Genomic DNA, 16,363 nt, shown 5'->3' on the forward strand with positions numbered 1-16,363 from the left:
GGAAGGTGTGTGGAGAGGGAGGTAGGGCTTCAGGGCCGGCCGGTTACCTGGGCTCTGAGGCGGGTCTCAACCCGGACTGCACCCAGGTCAGCCCGGTGACCAGCGGTGTTGCCGGCTTCGAAGCCACCGCCGGTCAGGCGACGCCGGCGGCCGGCCTGGACGTTCGGGTACTCGGCTTCCACGGCCAGATCCACCGCGCGTTCCCGGTCGGCCAGGACCAGGGCGGTGCCGGGCGGCGGCGGATCTTCAGCCTGAGCCGTGGCGGCGGCGAAGCGTTGCTGGACCGCTGAGCCGAAGCCGATCAGCCACGAGCGGCGCCACGCGGCGGGCTGCTGGCCGGGTGGGATCGATTCGCGCAGCAGGCCCCGGGCGGCCTGGACCAGGAGCGATGCGAAGAGCAGCTCCACCCCGGCCACGTCGGACTCGAAGCCGAACAGATGGACCGAGACGCGCAGGCCGTCGGTGGTACGGCGTTCCAGGCGGATCGAGCGGCAGCGGAGCGCGGCGGCCACCACGTGCAGCAGGTACGCCTTCTCCCGCAGGTACGGGGCGGTCAGCTCCACGAGCCGGTTGCCGACCGCCTGGTTCCGCTCCGTGCGCGCGTCGATCAGGGCCTGGTCGATGCCGTACTTCGCGATGAGCATTGCGGCCTTGGCGGTGAGCGCCTCGGCCTCCTCCGGGGTGCAGGCCGGGTCCTCCGCCTTGGCCAGGAGTTTGCGGACCTTGTCGAGCAACCGCTACTCGCTCACGGTCGCGCTACCGGGCGGCGCCCCGGCCGCACCAGAGGCCGACGAACCAGCCATACCGGCGCCGGTACCGCCCGCATGAGCGCCGCCCGCCGCAGTGGCACCGGCCTCGGCGGCGCCGACCTCGGCGGTGATGACGGCCCCAGGAGTGGCAACCGCCGCGCCCGCGGGCGTCCCCGACGGGTCGGACCCGGCGGCCGCCGGTGGAGGGGTCCCGGCCGGGCGGGAGCGGAGTTCGTGGCCCACGCTCGTCAGGCAGCGGCCGCTGGGCAGGTCGAACTTCCAGCCGTGCAGCTGGCACGTCAGGGTGTTGCCGTCCACGATGCCGAAGCGGGTGAGGTCGGCCTTCAGATGGGGGCAGCGGCGCTGGACGATCCAGTCGCCCAGTTTGACGTCCTCGGCGTCGGGCTTCTGCTCGGCGTACCAGCCCTCCGCGTACTGCAGCCGCTCCTCGGAGAGGCACTTGAAGAAGGCGTAGACGAACTCGTTGTACTGCCCGATGCGCGTGGCCTTGAAGCGGCACGACAGGAACAGGGAGTTGACCCAGTCGACCTCCTCGATGAACAGGAGGTGCTCGACGAGGGCGCGCTCGGTACGGAAGCGGTAGCGGACCTTCTCGTCGGCGTACGTGCGGACCTGCTTGCCCGGGAAGTCGACAACGATCGACTCGACCGACTCGCCGTCGTAGCCGACGAGGTCGAAGCGCACCGGGCCGCCGACGCCCTTCGCGAGGTACACCGACTCGTCGAGCAGCGGCTCGATGCGGCGCTTCATCTCCTTGAGCACGTCGATCTCGGGGTGGCGCCAGGTCGCCTTGGCCGCGTCGATCACGGGGCGCTTGCGCTCGCGCATCTCCTCGAGGTGCTCGCGCTTGTGCGCGAAGAACTCCTCGACGTCCGTGGGGTGCGTGGTGACGGCCGAGTCGGCGGTGAGCTCCATCACCGAGCCGGGCAGCAGCACCGTCGAGTTGGTGCCGCCGACCTTCGCGTACTCCTGCTGGAACACCCACTGGTCCGGGAAGATGTTGCCCTCGTCGCCGAAGATGTCGTTGAACTGCCACAGCTCGTCGTCGAGGAAGCACGGTGGGCCGGCGACCGGGATGACGTTCGACGCCTTGAGGTCGTCGATGTAGCGGAACGTGCGGTCGAACTGCCGATCGCGCTTCTGCTTGCCGAACGCCCGCTTGGCCGCCTCCGGCAGCTCGTACACCATCGGATACCAGATGGCGCCCGAGAACTGCAGCAGGTGCGCATGCACGTGACCGAGCGCGTGGAACGTCGTCAGATCGGTCGGACGGGCGTCATTTTGATTCAAGATCCGGATTCCGTCGTACTCGACCCAGAGCGACGAATCCCCGATAGGCCCATCGGTGGGCGAAGTCAAAGCCTGAATCATGATCTTCAGGCCGCCGTCGAGCTCGTGCACCTGCTCGGTCTTCGTCTCCAGGAACCGCGTGAACCCGAGCGCCTCCAGCTCGTCGCGCATCTCGCTGGTCGGGAAGTCGGGGAGCAGCACCGTCGCGCTCTTCGACACGAACCGCTTGAGGTGCTCGGCGTCGAAGTGGTCGCGGTGCAGGTGGGAGACGTACAGGTAGTCGCAGTCGCCGAGGACTTCCCAGTCGAGCAGCGAGTTGTCCGGAAACGGGAACCACGAGGCGAAGTACGCCGGGTTGACCCAGGGGTCACACAGAATGCTCCCGGCCGGCGTGTCGATGCGCAGACTGGCGTGGCCGGTCCCGGTGATCCGCACCGCTCTGTCCTCCTCGATCAGAACCGCAAACTCGATCAGTACCGCAACATCTCGATCAGTACCGCAACACTGCGCGCCCGACGCTACCCGACCGACCCGCAACCGTCCGGGCCGGTGCCGCATGCCAGACTTTGCGCAGAAGCTTCACGCCGTTTTGCGGAAAGGACGACCCGTGTCCGAGCACGAGCCAGTGACCTCCCCCGACCAGCACAAGCCGGGTCACCCGCGGGCCGCCCGCATCGGCGCCGCCGTCTCCGCCGTGTTCCTGCTGACGATGCTCGTGGGCAACCACCACGGCCACGTCGAGGACATTTTCCTGATCGTCTGCGCCGGCCTGCTGGTCCTGGCCCTCGTCGGCGACTGGGTCCTGCGCCGCAACGGCCTGCGCTGACCCCGGCCGGCCGCGCCGCCCAGCCCGCCGCAGCCGCCTCCGAGGCCGCTGCTCTGCTCCGCGACCGCGCTCTGCTCCGCGACCGCGTCCTGCTCCGCGACCGCGTCCTGCTCCGCGACCGCGTCCTGCTCCGCGACCGCGTCCTGCTCCGCGACCGCGTCCTGCTCCGCGACCGCGTCCTGCTCCGCGACCGCGTCCTGCTCCGCGACCGCGTCCTGCTCCGCGACCGCGTCCTGCTCCGCGACCGCGTCCTGCTCCGCGACCGCGTCCTGCTCCGCGACCGCGTCCTGCTCCGCGACCGCGTCCTGCTCCGCGACCGCGTCCTGCTCCGCGACCGCGTCCTGCTCCGCGACCGCGTCCTGCTCCGCGACCGCGTCCTGCTCCGCGACCGCGTCCTGCTCCGCGACCGCGTCGTATCCGGGTGACAGCGCCGTGCCGGGGCGGCGGCGTTCTGCTCCGCGACCGCGCCGTGCCGGGGCGGCGGGGTTCTGCTCCGCGACCGCGCCGTGCCCCGGTGACCGCGCCATACCCACGCGGCGGCGCATCGCGCCTGCATGCCGCATCCGCGCGTTCGCGTGCCACGTCCACGTCACGCATGCGCGATCGGGTGGCGCCTCTGCGTGTGGTGGATATTTGCGTGGCGTTGGTCTCGCTGGGCGGCCACACTTGAAGGTGCGAAGCGGGCGGGTGACGACCGCCGCAGTGCCTGTCCACGGCCGTGGCGGGGGAGCGCCGGATCGTGTCGGCAGTGCTCCCGGCCCGGCGGGGCGTGAGGGCTGAGCGCTTCGTCGCGTGGCCCGGCGTGCACGGGCGAGAGGCCGCGACACGCTCGTCGCGGCGAAGGTGTGGTGGCACCGCGACCGGCCCCATCGCCCACACCTCCGGGGAGCGTCACTTCCCAGGAGGTGTTTCATGTCGTACCGCGTGCTGTCATCCGACCTCGCCGAGCACTCCGGAGCCGAGATCAGGCTGGCCGGATGGGTCCATCGGCGCCGCGTCCTCGCGCGGGTCACGTTTCTCATCTTGCGCGACCGCGCGGGGCTGGCCCAGGTCGTGGTGCCGGCCGGAGTCGCCGTCCCGCCGGAGGAGTCGGTGATCGAGGTCACCGGGACCGTCGTGGCCAACTCGGCGGCGCCGGGCGGGTTCGAGGTCGCGTACACGGCGATCGAGGTGCTGGCCGAGGCCGAGGCGCCGCCGGTCGAGCTGTTCCGGCCCGAGCTGGAGGCCGGGCTGCCGGCGCTGCTCGACCACGCCGCGGTCAGCCTCCGGCACCCGAGCCGCCAGGCCGTGTTCCGCGCGGGCGCGGCAGCGGTGGCGGCGTTCCGCGCCACCCTGGACGGGCTCGGGTTCACCGAGGTCTTCACGCCGAAGATCGTCGGGAGCGCCACCGAGAGCGGGGCGAACGTGTTCGCGCTCGACTACTTCGGGCGGCCGGCGTACCTGGCACAGTCGCCGCAGTTCTACAAGCAGACGATGGTCGGGGTGTTCGAGCGCGTCTACGAGGTCGGGCCCGTGTTCCGGGCCGAACCGCACGACACGTCGCGTCATCTCGCCACGTACACGTCGCTCGACGCCGAACTCGGGTTCATCCGCGACCATCGCGACGTGATGGAGGTCCTGACCCGCGTCATTCGGGCGATGGTGGGGGCGACCGGGCTCAGCGGAGTACAAATGCCGCCGGTTTTTCCGGTTTTGCACTTCAGCGAAGCCCTCGAACTCTGCGAGGCCGACCCGGGCGAGCCCGACCTCGCGCCCGAGCACGAGCGGGCTCTGGGCGCGTGGGCGCTGGAGGAGCACGGGTCGGACTTCGTGTACGTCGAGGGCTACCCGATGGCCAAACGGCCCTTCTACACGCACCCGCAGCCGTCGGACCCGCGCTGGTCCAACTCGTTCGACCTGCTGTTTCGCGGTATGGAGCTGGTGACCGGCGGGCAGCGACGCCACCGATACGCCGACTACGTCACGGCGCTCGGACGCGACGCAGCGGGGCTGGAGGGGTATCTGGAGGCGTTCCGCCACGGGATGCCGCCGCACGGGGGGTTCGCGATCGGGCTGGAGCGATTCCTTGCCCGGCTCACGGGGGCAGCCAACGTACGCGAGACGACCCTGTTCCCGCGCGACCTGCACCGTCTGGCGCCGTAGCTCCGGAGCCAGCGCTCGGACGCGTCCGAGCGTCACGCCTCCGCGCGCGATGCCTCCGCGCGTGATGCTCGGGGGCTCGCCGCGGGGACATGGATCGGTCGGACGTGTCCGCACCCCACGCCTCCGCGCGCGATGCCTCCGCGCGTGATGCTCGGGGGCTCGCCGCGGGGACATGGATCGGTCGGACGTGTCCGCACCCCACGCCTCCGCGCGCGATGCCTCCGCGCGTGATGCTCGGGGGCTCGCCACGGGAACGTAGATCGATCGGACGCGTCCGTACCCCACGCCTCCGCACCCCACGCGTCCGCGCGTAATGCCGTCACGCGACGCGTCACGCGTCCGCGCGACACGTCCGCCCGTCACGCGTCCGCGCGTGATGCCCTTGGGGCTCGCCACAGGGACGTGGATCGACTGGGCGCGTCCGCGCGTCACGCCTCCGAGCGCGGTGCCCTGGGGATCGCTACCAGTGCGGGGTCGGTCGGGCGCGTTCGCGCCTCCGAGCGTCACGCCTCGCGCGTCACGCGTCCGAGCGTCACGCCTCGCGCGTCACGCCTCCGAGCGTCACGCCTCCGAGCGTGCGCCCGGAGGCTCGCCGCGAGGTCGTGGGTCGGGCGGGCGCGTCCGCGCGTGGTGCCTTCGCGCCCGGCTGGGAGGTGTGCGTCGGGCGGCACTGTCCCTCGCGGCGCGCCGGCCGTGACCTTCCCGCGTGGTGCCCTTGGAGCTCGCCGCGAGGGGAGTAGGCCGGTCGGCGCGTCCGCCCGCGGTGCCCTTCGGGCCTGGCCGGGGCATGGGTCGGCGCGTCCGCGCGTGGCGCTTAAGGCTTGGCTGGGGTATGCGTCGGGCGCGTCCGGGCGTGGTGGCTCTGACAGTGGTGGCTAGCGGCGGGTGCGTCCGCGCGTAGTGCGTCTGTGCGTGGTGCATCCGTGGCGGTGCCTCCGCGCGGTGTATCGGTGGCGGTGCGGGCATGGGCGGCGCGTTCGTGCGTGCTGCGTCCGTGGGCCGGTGCGTCCGTGCGTGGTGCCCTTCGAACCTGGTCGGAGCATGGGTCCGGCGCGTCCGTGCGTGGCACGTCCGTGCGTGGCGCGTGCGTTGGCGGCGTCACCGGGTCTGGTCGGAGAGGGGCGTCGGTCGGCGGGAGGAGCCCTCGTTGGCCTGGGCGGTCCAGCTTCATCGCGACCGGGCTGTCCAATGCCGAGATCGCGGCGACGCCCGTCTGTGGCGGGTCAAGCGGGCGTCTCTGTGCCTGTCGCCTCCGTGCCCTGTCGTCTCCGTGGCTGTCGCCTCTGAGCTCGGCTTCTGCGTGCCCGTCGCCTCTCCGGGCGCGGCGTTCGTCGAAGCCGAGGATCGCGGTCGGGCCGAGGTCGGTCCGGTCGGTGCGTGGCGCTGCTTGAGGGGCCGTTGTTCGGGGCCGGGCGGAGGCGTAAATCGATTGCCGGTGATCAAGAGATGATCTATAATTAATACATGCGTACGAACGGGGACGGGATCTGGGATTCACCGCGCTAGCAAGTGGGGGCACGCGCCGCGTGTGACACAAAGGCCGAGCTCAGACCGCTGTTGAGGGACGTCCGGCGGGAGCAGGAAAGGCCCTGAGGGGATGCGGCCGGCGGGGGGAAACGTCGGCCGCATTCGCGGGTAGATCCACTTAGGACATACATTTCGGTGTACCGATAGTGAACGTTTGCCGCGGGAGGTGTGCGGGCTTCGGACGCGCTCCGGGGCGGCCTGACACAATGGGGGAGTGACCCCCCGCGAGATCGTGCTGCTGGGCTCGACCGGTTCCATCGGGACGCAAGCCATCGACATCGTGCGGCGCAATCCGGACAGGTTCCGCGTCGTGGCGATCGGTGCCGGTGGCGGCAATGTCGCGCTGCTCGCTGCGCAGGCCCTCGAGCTCGGCGTCGAGGCGGTCGGCGTTGCTCGGGCCAGTGTCGCCCAGGACCTGCAGCTGGCCTTCTACGCCGAGGCGCAGCGCCGCGGCTGGGCGACCGGTGACTTCAAGCTGCCCAAGATCCTGGCCGGGCCCGACGCGATGACCGAGCTCGCGCAGTGGCCGTGCGACACGGTGCTCAACGGTGTCGTCGGCTCGCTCGGGCTCGCGCCCACGCTCGCCGCGCTGCACGCCGGGCGCACCCTCGCGCTTGCCAACAAGGAGTCGCTTGTCGCGGGCGGTCCGCTCGTGCGCGCCGCCGCCCGGCCCGGGCAGATCGTGCCGGTGGACTCCGAGCACTCCGCGCTCGCGCAATGCCTGCTGGGCGGTACCAGAGCAGCAGTGAAAAGGCTTGTCCTGACCGCCTCCGGAGGGGCTTTCCGCGGCCGGAGCCGGGAGCAGCTCAAGGATGTCACCGTCGCGGACGCGCTCGCCCACCCGACCTGGGACATGGGGCCCGTCGTCACGATCAATACCGCGACCCTGGTGAACAAGGGGCTCGAGGTGATCGAGGCGCACGAGCTGTTCGGGGTGGCGTACGCCGACATCAAGGTCATGGTCCACCCGCAGTCGGTGATCCACTCCATGGTCGAGTTCGCTGACGGCTCAACGCTCGCCCAGTGCAGCCCGCCCGACATGCGGATCCCGATCGCTCTCGCGCTCGGGTGGCCCGACCGGGTCGCCGACGCCGCGCCCGGGGTGGACTGGACGCAGGCACACACGTGGGAGCTCAAGCCCCTCGACGAGCAGGCGTTTCCCGCGGTCGCGCTGGCCAAGGCGGCCGGTGAGGCCGGGCGGTGCCGGCCCGCGATCTTCAATGCGGCAAACGAGGAGTGTGTGGCCGCGTTCACAGCGGGTGACCTTCCTTTCCTGGGCATCGTCGAGACGCTCGAGCGGACCCTGGCGGAGGCTCCGGATTTCGCGGAACCAGGTACCGTCGAGGACGTGCTCGCCGCCGAGTCCTGGGCGCGGGCCCACGCCCGTGCGCTGATCGCCGCGGGCGCCGACCGGGAAGGGACCGAATGACCTTCGTAGTGGGAATCGTCGTATTCGCGCTCGGCATCCTGATCGCCGTCGCGATTCACGAGGCCGGCCACTTCTGGTCCGCTCGCTGGTTCGGTATGAAGGCCACCCGCTACTTCATCGGCTTCGGGCCGACGATCTTCGCGTGGAAGCGCAACGGGGTCGAGTACGGGCTCAAGGCGCTCCCGTTCGGCGCCTTCGTCAAGATCGTCGGGATGACGCCGCAGGAGGAGGACATCGACCCCGAGACCGGCAAGTCGGGGGCCGACGACCCGAAGGCCATGTGGCGATACCCGGTCTGGAAGCGCACGATCGTCATGGCCGCGGGCTCGATCACCCACTTCGCGCTCGCCCTGATCACCCTGTGGATCCTGTTCTCGTTCGTCGGCATCCCGGACGGGAGCAAGGCCAACCAGGTGCCGGTGCGGGTCGGGACGATCAGCCAGTGCGTGAGCCCGACGTACCAGTACGACCCGTCGACGAAGAGCCAGAAGGCGTGCGACCCGAACACCGATCCGAAGAGCCCGGCCTCCCAGCTGGGGCTGCGGCCCGGTGACATCATCCTGGCCATCGACGGCAAGTCCATCGGCGGCAACCAGGCGCTGCGCGACGAGCTCAAGGCCGACGTCGGCAAGAGCGTGACGGTGCAGTACAAGCGGGGCGAGCAGACCCTCACCGGCACCGCCCAGATCCCCGAGGCCCAGCGGGTCAAGTCGACGATCGACCCCAGCAAGACGGCCGACCAGATCACCCCGGACGACCTCGAGCGCGGGGGCATGCTCGGCATCACCGTCGACATCCGCTCCAGTGACCTGCCGACCCTGCGCTACGGCGCGGTCGACGGCGTCGGTCAGACCGCGTCGGCCACCGCCACGCTCGTCGACCGCACGTTCGAGTCGTTCAAGCAGATCCCCGAGCGCATCCCGAACCTGTTCAAGGCCATCTTCGGCGAGAAGCGCGACCCCAACACGCCGGTCAGCGTCGTCGGCGCCAGCCGGATCGGCGGCGAGCTGTTCGAGCTCGGCGACTGGGCCTCGCTGCTGTCGCTGTTCGCCACGCTGAACCTGTTCTTCGGGATCTTCAACCTGTTCCCGCTGCTGCCCATGGACGGCGGGCACATCGCGATCATCTGGTTCGAGAAGGTCCGCTCGTGGATCGCGTCACTGCGCGGCAAGCCCGACCCCGGCCGCGTCGACTACTACAAGCTGGCGCCGCTCACGCTCGGCGTGATCGGCATCCTCGGCTTCTTCGTCCTGCTGACGGTGACGGCCGACTTCGTCAACCCGATCACATTGAAGTAAGGGTAGGACTTTTTCCCATGACCGCAGTCAGCCTTGGCCTGCCCGCCGTCCCACCGCCCCCGCTGGCCCCACGGCGCAAGTCCCGCCAGATCATGGTGGGGTCGGTGCCCGTCGGCGGCGGCGCGCCGGTGTCGGTGCAGTCGATGTGTACGACGCTCACGGCGGACGTCAACGCCACCCTCCAGCAGATCGCCGAGCTCACCGCGTCGGGCTGCCAGATCGTGCGCGTCGCCGTGCCGAGCCAGGACGACGTGGAGGCGCTCCCCGCGATCGCCAGGAAGTCGCAGATCCCGGTCATCGCCGACATCCACTTCCAGCCGAAGTACGTCTTCGCCGCGATCGACGCCGGCTGCGCCGCGGTCCGGGTCAACCCCGGCAACATCCGCCAGTTCGACGACAAGGTCAAGGAGATCGCGAAGGCGGCCTCCGACGCCGGCGTGCCGATCCGCATCGGCGTCAACGCGGGCTCCCTCGACAAGCGGCTGCTGGAGAAGTACGGCAAGGCGACCGCCGAGGCCCTGGTGGAGTCGGCGCTGTGGGAGTGCTCGCTGTTCGAGGAGCACGGCTTCCGCGACATCAAGATCTCCGTCAAGCACAACGACCCGGTCGTCATGATCCGGGCGTACCGCCAGCTCGCCGAGCAGTGCGACTACCCGCTGCACCTCGGCGTCACCGAGGCCGGCCCGGCGTTCCAGGGCACGATCAAGTCCTCGGTCGCGTTCGGCGCGCTGCTCGCCGAGGGCATCGGCGACACGATCCGGGTCTCGCTCTCCGCGCCGCCGGTCGAGGAGATCAAGGTCGGCCAGGCCATCCTCGAGTCGCTCGGCCTGCGTGAACGCGGCCTGGAGATCGTCTCGTGCCCGTCCTGCGGGCGGGCGCAGGTGGACGTGTACACCCTCGCTGAGCAGGTCACGGCGGCACTCGACGGCTTCCCGGCGCCGCTGCGGGTCGCGGTCATGGGCTGCGTCGTCAACGGGCCGGGCGAGGCTCGCGAGGCCGACCTGGGCGTGGCCTCCGGCAACGGCAAGGGGCAGATCTTCGTCAAGGGCCAGGTCATCAAGACGGTGCCCGAGTCGCAGATCGTGGAGACCCTTGTCGAGGAGGCTCTGCGCTTGGCCGAGGAGCAGGGCGTCGATCTCCCCGAGGAGCTGCGCGGTCTCACCGGGCCGACGGTGACGGTGCACTAATCCTTCGGGATCACTGGGTGTGGGTATGTAGTGCCCTCCTTTGCGAGATCTGGCAGGCTGGTGGACATGCTGACGGTGGCTGCGCGCCTGCTCGGCGACGCTGAACGGGGATCGGTCGAACGCCTGCTCGATCGGGACCCGTTCGGAGGTGCCCAGGTGGCCGAGCGGGTCTCCATGGCCGGGCTCGCGTGGTGGCGGCAGGACGCCCGGATCTTCGGGTACGGCTCCCGGCGCAACCTCGAGTCCCTGTGCTGGGTCGGCGCCAACCTGATCCCCGTGCACGCCACGACCGCCGCGATCGCCGCCTTCGCCGAGATGGTCGCCGGCGAGCCCCGCGGCTGCTCGTCGATCGTCGGCTCGGCCGAGGCGGTCCTCGGGCTCTGGTCGCACCTGGCCCCGACCTGGGGCCCGTCCCGCGACGTGCGCCCCAACCAGCCGCTCATGGCGATCTCCAACCCGTCGCCCATCGCCCCCGACCCCGGCGTCCGCCTCGTGCGGCCCGACGAGATCGACATGCTCTTCCCGGCCGCCGTCGCCATGTACACCGAGGAGGTCGGCGTCTCCCCGACCGCCGACGGCGGCGAGCGCTCCTACCGCGAGCGGATCGCCGAGCTGATCCGGGCCCGCCGCGCGTACGCCCGCTTCCACAACGGCCGCGTCATCTTCAAGGCCGAGCTCGCCGTCGTCACCAAGCACACCGCCCAGATCCAGGGCGTCTGGACCGACCCCGAACTGCGCGGGCACGGCCTGGCCACGGCCGGCATCGCCGCCGTCGTCCGCGATGCGTTGCGCCGGGTCGCACCATCGGTCAGCCTGTATGTGAACGATTACAATCTGCCCGCCCGCCGCGTCTACGAGCGCTGCGGATTCCAGCAGGTCGGAACGTTCGCGACAGTGCTGTTTTAAATTGCCTTTTGTCCCATTTGGTACGGCGAGAGCGTGCATGATCGCGATGGGGCCCGCAAAGGCCGGGCTCCGGGTGACTTTGGAGTTGTCGCATGGGCCAGATGATCCGGCAGATCGGGCCGAACACGACTCGCTACTACTGGTACCCGGGTGACAAGAAGGAGTGGCTCCGCGCCCTCGTCGCCATCGGGGCGGGCGGGGCCGTGCTCGGTCTCACGTACTTCCTCAGCCGGAACTGGCTCATCTCCACCACCCTCGGGCTCTCCGTGGCCGCCGGCGTCGCCGGGTTCAACTTCGGCCGCCGCGACCTCGCCGCCGCCGACACCCTCAACGCGCGGACGCCGCGCCGCGACGTCGCGGGCGCCACGGGCCGGGCCGCCTGGCGCGGGCTCGCGCAGGGCTTCGTGGTCGCCTTCTCGGCGCTGGTGGTCGTGCACCTGTCGGCGGACGGCTTCGTCGCGGACTGGCTCCTGCCGCTGGCGCCCGGGATCGCCTTCGGCCTCGCCTGGCAGGCGTCGCTGATCGCCGGGCGGCTGTCGCACGAGTCGACGAAGGTCACCGAGTTCGTGGGCCCGGACGCGTCTCGCCGGGCCGACGACGACCTGACCCGGCGCCTCGACGCCGACTCGACTGAGACCGTCGCGCACCCGGGCCCGCTCGCGGAGGCCACCGAGGACGTCCGCCGGTCGTGAGCCGGGTCGTCGCCGCGTCGTTCGCGGTGGCGGCTGTTGCCAGACGCTTGCTGTCCGCGGGGTCGTTGAGGCGGCTGCGGTGGGTCAGCGGAGAGCGATGCCGCGTCGTTCGTGGAGGCGGCTGCGGTGGGGTGGGCAGGGGCGTCGCCGCGTCGTTCGCGGTGGCGGCTGTTGTCAGACGCTTGCCTGCTCGCGGAGGCCGTTGAGGACGCCGGCGGTGCGTGAGCCCGGGGCGGCGGTGTAGAACACGACCCGCTGGCCGCCCTCGTCGGCGTGGAGAACCTGGCACTCCAGCTCGAGCTCGCCGTACACGGGATGCGTCAGGGTCTTCACCGTCGTCCGCCGCACGCACACGCGGTGCTGGTTCCAGCGGCGGGTGAACTCGGGACTGGCCGCGCGGAGGCGGGCGATCAGCGCGCGGATGCCCTCATCGTCCGGGTAGCGCACGGACGCCGCCCGCAGATCCGCCACCGACTCGTCCGCGAACGACTGGAACTCGGCCGGCGCATCCTCGGACAGCGGCATCGGCCCGCAGAACGCGTTCCAGATCATGTTCGGCTCGGGTGGGGGATCGCCCATCAGCCGCACCGCCATACCGTTCCAGGCGAGCAGGTCGTACTTCGCATCGATCACGAACGCGGGCGTGTCGTCGAGCCGCTCCAGCAGATGCCTGATCCCGGGCGACACCTCCCGGCTGAGTCCACGGGGCGGCCCCGGCTGCTCCCCGGCGAGCCGGAACAGGTGCGCCCGCTCGTCCTCGAACAGCCGCAGCGCGCGTCCGAGCGCGGCCAGCACCTGCCGCGACGGGTGCGGCCCCCGCCCCTGCTCCAGCCGCGCGTAGTAGTCGACCGAGATCCCCGCGAGCCGAGCCACTTCCTCCCGGCGCAGCCCGGGCGTCCGCCGCCGCGTCCCCTCGGGTAGCCCGGCCTCGGACGGCCTGGTCCGCGCGCGGCGATCCTTCAGAAACTCGGCGAGCAGTACCCGGTTCATCCCCCCATGCTCCGCGATCGCGCGCGTCCTATCCAGGGACCACGAGTCCGACGTTCACCCGCCGCGCTCTCCTCCCACTCGGCGCCGCCCTCCTTCCCTGCCCCTCCCCGCTCCTACTCCGTCCCGGTTGCCTGCCCCGCCTCGCCTGCCCCGCGCTGCCTCCCTTTTCGCCCTGCGCTGTCTCCTTTTGTGTCCTGCGCTGTCTCGCTTCCTGCCCGGCGTTTGTCGTCCTTTCCGCCCTGCGCTGCCTCGCTTGCTCGCCCTGCACCGGCTTCTCGCTCGCCCTGCACCGGCTCCTCGCTCGGCCTGCTCTGCGGTCGCTGTCGGCGGCGCGGTCGCGATGGCCTGTCCAGGGACTGCCGATCCGATGTTCAAGGCGTCTCTCCCGCCGCGCGGTCGCGACGACGACCGTGGAGCCCATGACGACCAAGACCGCCCTCGTCACGGGGGCCAACAAGGGCATCGGCCTGGAGATCGCCCGAGAACTGCGCGCCCTCGGCATGCACGTGCTGGTCGGCGCCCGCGACCCGATCCGCGGCAAGGAGGCCGCCGAGTCGATCGGGGCCGAGCTCCTCCAGCTGGACGTCACCGACCCGGCCTCGATCGCCGCCGCGGCCGCGCAGGTCGAGGTCCTGGACGTCCTGGTGAACAACGCCGGCGTCCTCCTGGAGCGAGGCGCCCTCCCGACCGCCACGCCGGTCGACCTGCTGCGCGAAACCTACGAGGTGAACGTCTTCGGCGTGGTGGCCGTGACCAACGCCTTCCTGCCGGCGCTGCGAAGGTCCCCGGCGGCCCGGATCGTGAACATGGGCAGCGGCCTGGGCTCACTGCACTTCGCCTCGGACCCGCAGCACCCGTACGGCCAGAACCCCCTCCTGGCCTACAACTCCTCGAAATCCGCCCTGACCGCCATAACCCTCTCCTACGCCGCCGAACTCCGCGCGACCCCGATCAAAGTCAACGTCGCCGACCCGGGCTACTGCGCAACCGACCTCAACTTCCACTCCGGCCCACGAACCCCGTCCCAGGGCGCCACCGCCGCCGTCCGCCTGGCCACCCTGCCGGCCGACGGCCCGACCGGCGGCTTCTTCGACGAGGACGGCCCCGTCCCCTGGTAAACCCCACCGCCACCAATCGCAGGCGCATCCGCGCGTGCTTCTCTCACGCGGGAGGCGTCACGCGCGGGTGCGTTGGGTTGGGTTGGGTTGGGTCGAGAGCATCCGCGTGTGCCGTTCCCGCGTGTGCCGTTCCCGCGTGTGCTGTTCCCGCGTGTGCTGTTCCCGCGGGTGCCGCGTCCGTGGCGCTCCAGCGCGTGCCGCTCGCGCGGGTGTCGCGTCCGTGCATGCCGCGCCGCTCCCGTGCGTGCCGCTCCTGCGCGTGCCGCATGCCGCTCCCGCGGGTGTCGCGTCCGTGCGTGCCGCGTCCGTGGCGCTCACGCGGGTGTCGCGTCCGTGCGTGCCGCGTCCGTGGCGCTCACGCGGGTGTCGCGTCCGTGCGTGCCGCGTCCGTGGCGCTCACGCGGGTGTCGCGTCCGTGCGTGCCGCGTGGCGCTCCCGCGCGTGCCGCTCCCGCGCGTGCCGCTCCCGCGCGTGCCGCTCCCGCGCGTGCCGCTCCCGCGTCCGTGCGTGGCGCGTCCATGCGTTCGCGTGGCCGGGTGTTTGCGTGCCTGGGCGGAGGCGAGGTTTGGTCAGAGGTAGCTGCGGGCGTGGTCGAGCCAGGCCACGGCGGCGGGGCTGGGTGGGCCGCCCTGGCGCCAGGCTAGGCCCAGGCGGCCGCGGAGTTCGGGTTCGATGATTCGGAGTGGGTGGAGGTGTTCGCGGTGGCGGGCTATCGACTCCGGCAGGATCGCTATGCCCAGGCGGCGGGCGGCGAGCTGTTCGATCACGGTGGGGGAGCCGGCCTCGAAGGCGACCCTCGGTGTGAAGCCCGCCTCCGCGCATGCGGCGTCGAGGACTGCTCTGATGCCGCCTCCGCGCGGGAGGCACACCAGCGCGCGGTCGCGTAGGTCGGTCAACCGGATCGTCTCGCGCGCGGCCAATTCGTGGCCAATCCAAACGGCGGCGTCGATCGCCTCGTCGGTGACCACGTGGAGGTCCAGGCCTTCGGGCTCCTGCGCGTACGCGACGATCGCCGCGTCCAGGCGGCCCTCCCGCACGGCGTCGGCCAGCCGCCCGGACGCGTCCTCGACCAGGGTGATCTCGATCCCGGGCCACCGGGCGTGGAAGTCGGCGAGGATCGTGGCCAGGTCGACGGTGTGGGAGTTGACGGTGCCGACGGCCACACGGCCGCGTTTCAGGCCGGACAGCTCGTCCGCGACCTGGCGCGCTCCTTCGACGGCCGTCAGTGCGGCCCGGGCGAACGGGAGTACTGCTTCGCCGGCCGCGGTGAGGCGCACCGACCGCGTGGTCCGGTCCAGGAGCGGCAGGCCGAGTTCGCGCTCCAGCTTCCGGATCTGTGCGCTGACGCCGGGCTGTGCGACCCGCAGCCGCGCGGCCGCGCGTGTGAACCCCTCCTCGTCGGCTACGGCCACGAAGTACTCCAGCTGATGCAGTTCCATAACGGCTGATTATAGGTATCGTCATGCATTGGTCTTGGAGTTCTGAATCGGGGCGAGGCACGGTGGACTCATGAGTGCGAAGAATCCGGAAGACCTGTCCCGGCTGTTCGTCGAGCGTGCCAACGCGGGTGACGCCGCCGGGCTCGCCGCGCTGTACGAGCCCGATGCCGTCCTCGCCTACCCGCCGGGCAGCACCACTGTCGGGCGCGCGGCGATCCAGGCGGTGTGCGAGCAGATGCTCAAGCACGTGCCGCACTTCGACGTCGAGGAGGCGCTGCCCACCATCCACCACGGCGACCTGGCTCTGACCTCGACCAAGGCGAAGGACGGCACAGGCGGCCGCGTGCAGATCGTCCGCCGCCAGCCCGACGGCACCTGGCTTCGCGTGATCGACCGGCCCGAGAACGCCGGCTGACCACCGCCAACCCGGCCTATGAGCGCTGACCGGCGCCCGCGGATGCGCACCGCACCCCACCGCGTCCGAGCGGCGTCGGTCTCCTGCCCGGACTGGTGCAGACAAGCCCACGCAGACGCGCGGGCGCACCGGTCCGAGCGGCCTCATCCATCTGGTGCCGAGACGTTCAGCACGCGCGGACGCGCACAGCACAGGCCCGGATAGGACGCGGTGCTCGGACAGGGACGGCCAGCGCGCGACCGCGCGTGCTACGCGACCCCGCGGTGTACGCGACCGCGCGAGGTAGACGATCGCCCCGGGTAGACGGCCGCGCAAGCTACGCGACCGCGCAAGG

At 71.2% G+C, this 16,363-nt stretch carries 13 protein-coding genes; 9 read left to right on the forward strand and 4 right to left on the reverse strand.

Annotated features, from left to right (window positions below; translation table 11 throughout):
• Nucleotides 1–29: 29 nt before the first annotated feature.
• Both Dvina_RS08415 and Dvina_RS08420 read right to left on the reverse strand, forming a co-directional pair.
• On the reverse strand, nucleotides 30–734 hold the full coding sequence (locus Dvina_RS08415; RefSeq protein ID WP_246656102.1) for a DUF2786 domain-containing protein: 705 nt from the start codon (nucleotides 732–734) through the stop codon (nucleotides 30–32).
• A gap of 3 nt (nucleotides 735–737) precedes the next feature.
• Complete coding sequence (locus Dvina_RS08420; protein WP_246656509.1) at nucleotides 738–2,489, reverse strand: Rieske 2Fe-2S domain-containing protein; 1,752 nt, start codon at nucleotides 2,487–2,489, stop codon at nucleotides 738–740.
• Between the two features lie 127 nt (nucleotides 2,490–2,616).
• On the opposite strand from Dvina_RS08420, the gene Dvina_RS08425 reads away from it, so the two are divergent.
• From Dvina_RS08425 to Dvina_RS08455, 7 genes are all read left to right on the forward strand, one after another.
• Nucleotides 2,617–2,886, forward strand: a complete 270-nt coding sequence (locus Dvina_RS08425; RefSeq protein WP_223101848.1) for a DUF2631 domain-containing protein — start codon at nucleotides 2,617–2,619, stop codon at nucleotides 2,884–2,886.
• A gap of 912 nt (nucleotides 2,887–3,798) precedes the next feature.
• Entirely contained in the window at nucleotides 3,799–5,028 is a 1,230-nt protein-coding gene (gene aspS / locus Dvina_RS08430; RefSeq protein ID WP_223101849.1) for an aspartate--tRNA(Asn) ligase, read from the forward strand.
• Nucleotides 5,029–6,787: 1,759 nt separating this feature from the next.
• Nucleotides 6,788–7,984, forward strand: coding sequence for a 1-deoxy-D-xylulose-5-phosphate reductoisomerase (gene dxr / locus Dvina_RS08435; protein WP_223105405.1), 1,197 nt, complete (start codon nucleotides 6,788–6,790; stop codon nucleotides 7,982–7,984).
• The gene (locus Dvina_RS08440; RefSeq protein WP_223101850.1) at nucleotides 7,981–9,282 is read left to right on the forward strand and encodes a M50 family metallopeptidase; all 1,302 of its coding nucleotides are present in this window, start codon (nucleotides 7,981–7,983) and stop codon (nucleotides 9,280–9,282) included. The genes dxr and Dvina_RS08440 overlap by 4 nt, the downstream gene beginning before the upstream one ends.
• 17 nt (nucleotides 9,283–9,299) lie before the next feature.
• A complete protein-coding gene (gene ispG / locus Dvina_RS08445) occupies nucleotides 9,300–10,469 on the forward strand; it encodes a flavodoxin-dependent (E)-4-hydroxy-3-methylbut-2-enyl-diphosphate synthase (protein ID WP_223101851.1) in 1,170 nt (389 codons plus the stop codon).
• 66 nt (nucleotides 10,470–10,535) lie between these two features.
• The gene (locus tag Dvina_RS08450; RefSeq protein WP_223101852.1) at nucleotides 10,536–11,375 is read left to right on the forward strand and encodes a GNAT family N-acetyltransferase; all 840 of its coding nucleotides are present in this window, start codon (nucleotides 10,536–10,538) and stop codon (nucleotides 11,373–11,375) included.
• A gap of 92 nt (nucleotides 11,376–11,467) precedes the next feature.
• Nucleotides 11,468–12,067 (forward strand): hypothetical protein, encoded by a 600-nt coding sequence (locus Dvina_RS08455; RefSeq protein ID WP_223101853.1) that lies wholly within the window; start codon nucleotides 11,468–11,470, stop codon nucleotides 12,065–12,067.
• 174 nt (nucleotides 12,068–12,241) lie between these two features.
• On the opposite strand, the gene Dvina_RS08460 is transcribed toward Dvina_RS08455, so the two are convergent.
• A complete protein-coding gene (locus tag Dvina_RS08460) occupies nucleotides 12,242–13,057 on the reverse strand; it encodes a helix-turn-helix transcriptional regulator (protein ID WP_223101854.1) in 816 nt (271 codons plus the stop codon).
• 419 nt (nucleotides 13,058–13,476) lie between these two features.
• Here Dvina_RS08460 and Dvina_RS08465 point away from each other — a divergent pair, with 419 nt between their 5' ends.
• Nucleotides 13,477–14,175 (forward strand): SDR family oxidoreductase, encoded by a 699-nt coding sequence (locus Dvina_RS08465; protein ID WP_223101855.1) that lies wholly within the window; start codon nucleotides 13,477–13,479, stop codon nucleotides 14,173–14,175.
• A 569-nt stretch (nucleotides 14,176–14,744) separates the two neighbouring features.
• Here the strand turns inward: Dvina_RS08465 and Dvina_RS08470 are convergent.
• Nucleotides 14,745–15,614 carry a LysR family transcriptional regulator gene (locus tag Dvina_RS08470; protein ID WP_223101856.1) on the reverse strand — a complete coding sequence of 290 codons (870 nt, stop codon included), beginning with the start codon at nucleotides 15,612–15,614 and terminating at the stop codon, nucleotides 14,745–14,747.
• 70 nt (nucleotides 15,615–15,684) lie between these two features.
• Between Dvina_RS08470 and Dvina_RS08475 the strand changes: the two genes are divergently transcribed.
• Entirely contained in the window at nucleotides 15,685–16,029 is a 345-nt protein-coding gene (locus Dvina_RS08475; protein ID WP_223101857.1) for a YybH family protein, read from the forward strand.
• Nucleotides 16,030–16,363: the final 334 nt, after the last annotated feature.

This window comes from Dactylosporangium vinaceum (genome assembly GCF_019904175.1).
Lineage (GTDB): Bacteria > Actinomycetota > Actinomycetes > Mycobacteriales > Micromonosporaceae > Dactylosporangium > Dactylosporangium vinaceum.

What these genes read in the sequence shown, in the direction of transcription:
- Dvina_RS08455 (WP_223101853.1), top strand. Translation starts at nt 11,468, where the DNA reads ATGGGCCAGATGATCCGGCAGATCGGGCCGAACACGACTCGCTACTAC.
- Dvina_RS08425 (WP_223101848.1), top strand. Translation starts at nt 2,617, where the DNA reads ATGCCAGACTTTGCGCAGAAGCTTCACGCCGTTTTGCGGAAAGGACGA.
- ispG (WP_223101851.1), top strand. Translation starts at nt 9,300, where the DNA reads ATGACCGCAGTCAGCCTTGGCCTGCCCGCCGTCCCACCGCCCCCGCTG.
- Dvina_RS08475 (WP_223101857.1), top strand. Translation starts at nt 15,685, where the DNA reads ATGAGTGCGAAGAATCCGGAAGACCTGTCCCGGCTGTTCGTCGAGCGT.
- Dvina_RS08450 (WP_223101852.1), top strand. Translation starts at nt 10,536, where the DNA reads ATGCTGACGGTGGCTGCGCGCCTGCTCGGCGACGCTGAACGGGGATCG.
- Dvina_RS08465 (WP_223101855.1), top strand. Translation starts at nt 13,477, where the DNA reads ATGACGACCAAGACCGCCCTCGTCACGGGGGCCAACAAGGGCATCGGC.
- Dvina_RS08470 (WP_223101856.1), bottom strand. Translation starts at nt 15,614, where the DNA reads ATGGAACTGCATCAGCTGGAGTACTTCGTGGCCGTAGCCGACGAGGAG.
- Dvina_RS08460 (WP_223101854.1), bottom strand. Translation starts at nt 13,057, where the DNA reads ATGAACCGGGTACTGCTCGCCGAGTTTCTGAAGGATCGCCGCGCGCGG.
- aspS (WP_223101849.1), top strand. Translation starts at nt 3,799, where the DNA reads ATGTCGTACCGCGTGCTGTCATCCGACCTCGCCGAGCACTCCGGAGCC.
- Dvina_RS08440 (WP_223101850.1), top strand. Translation starts at nt 7,981, where the DNA reads ATGACCTTCGTAGTGGGAATCGTCGTATTCGCGCTCGGCATCCTGATC.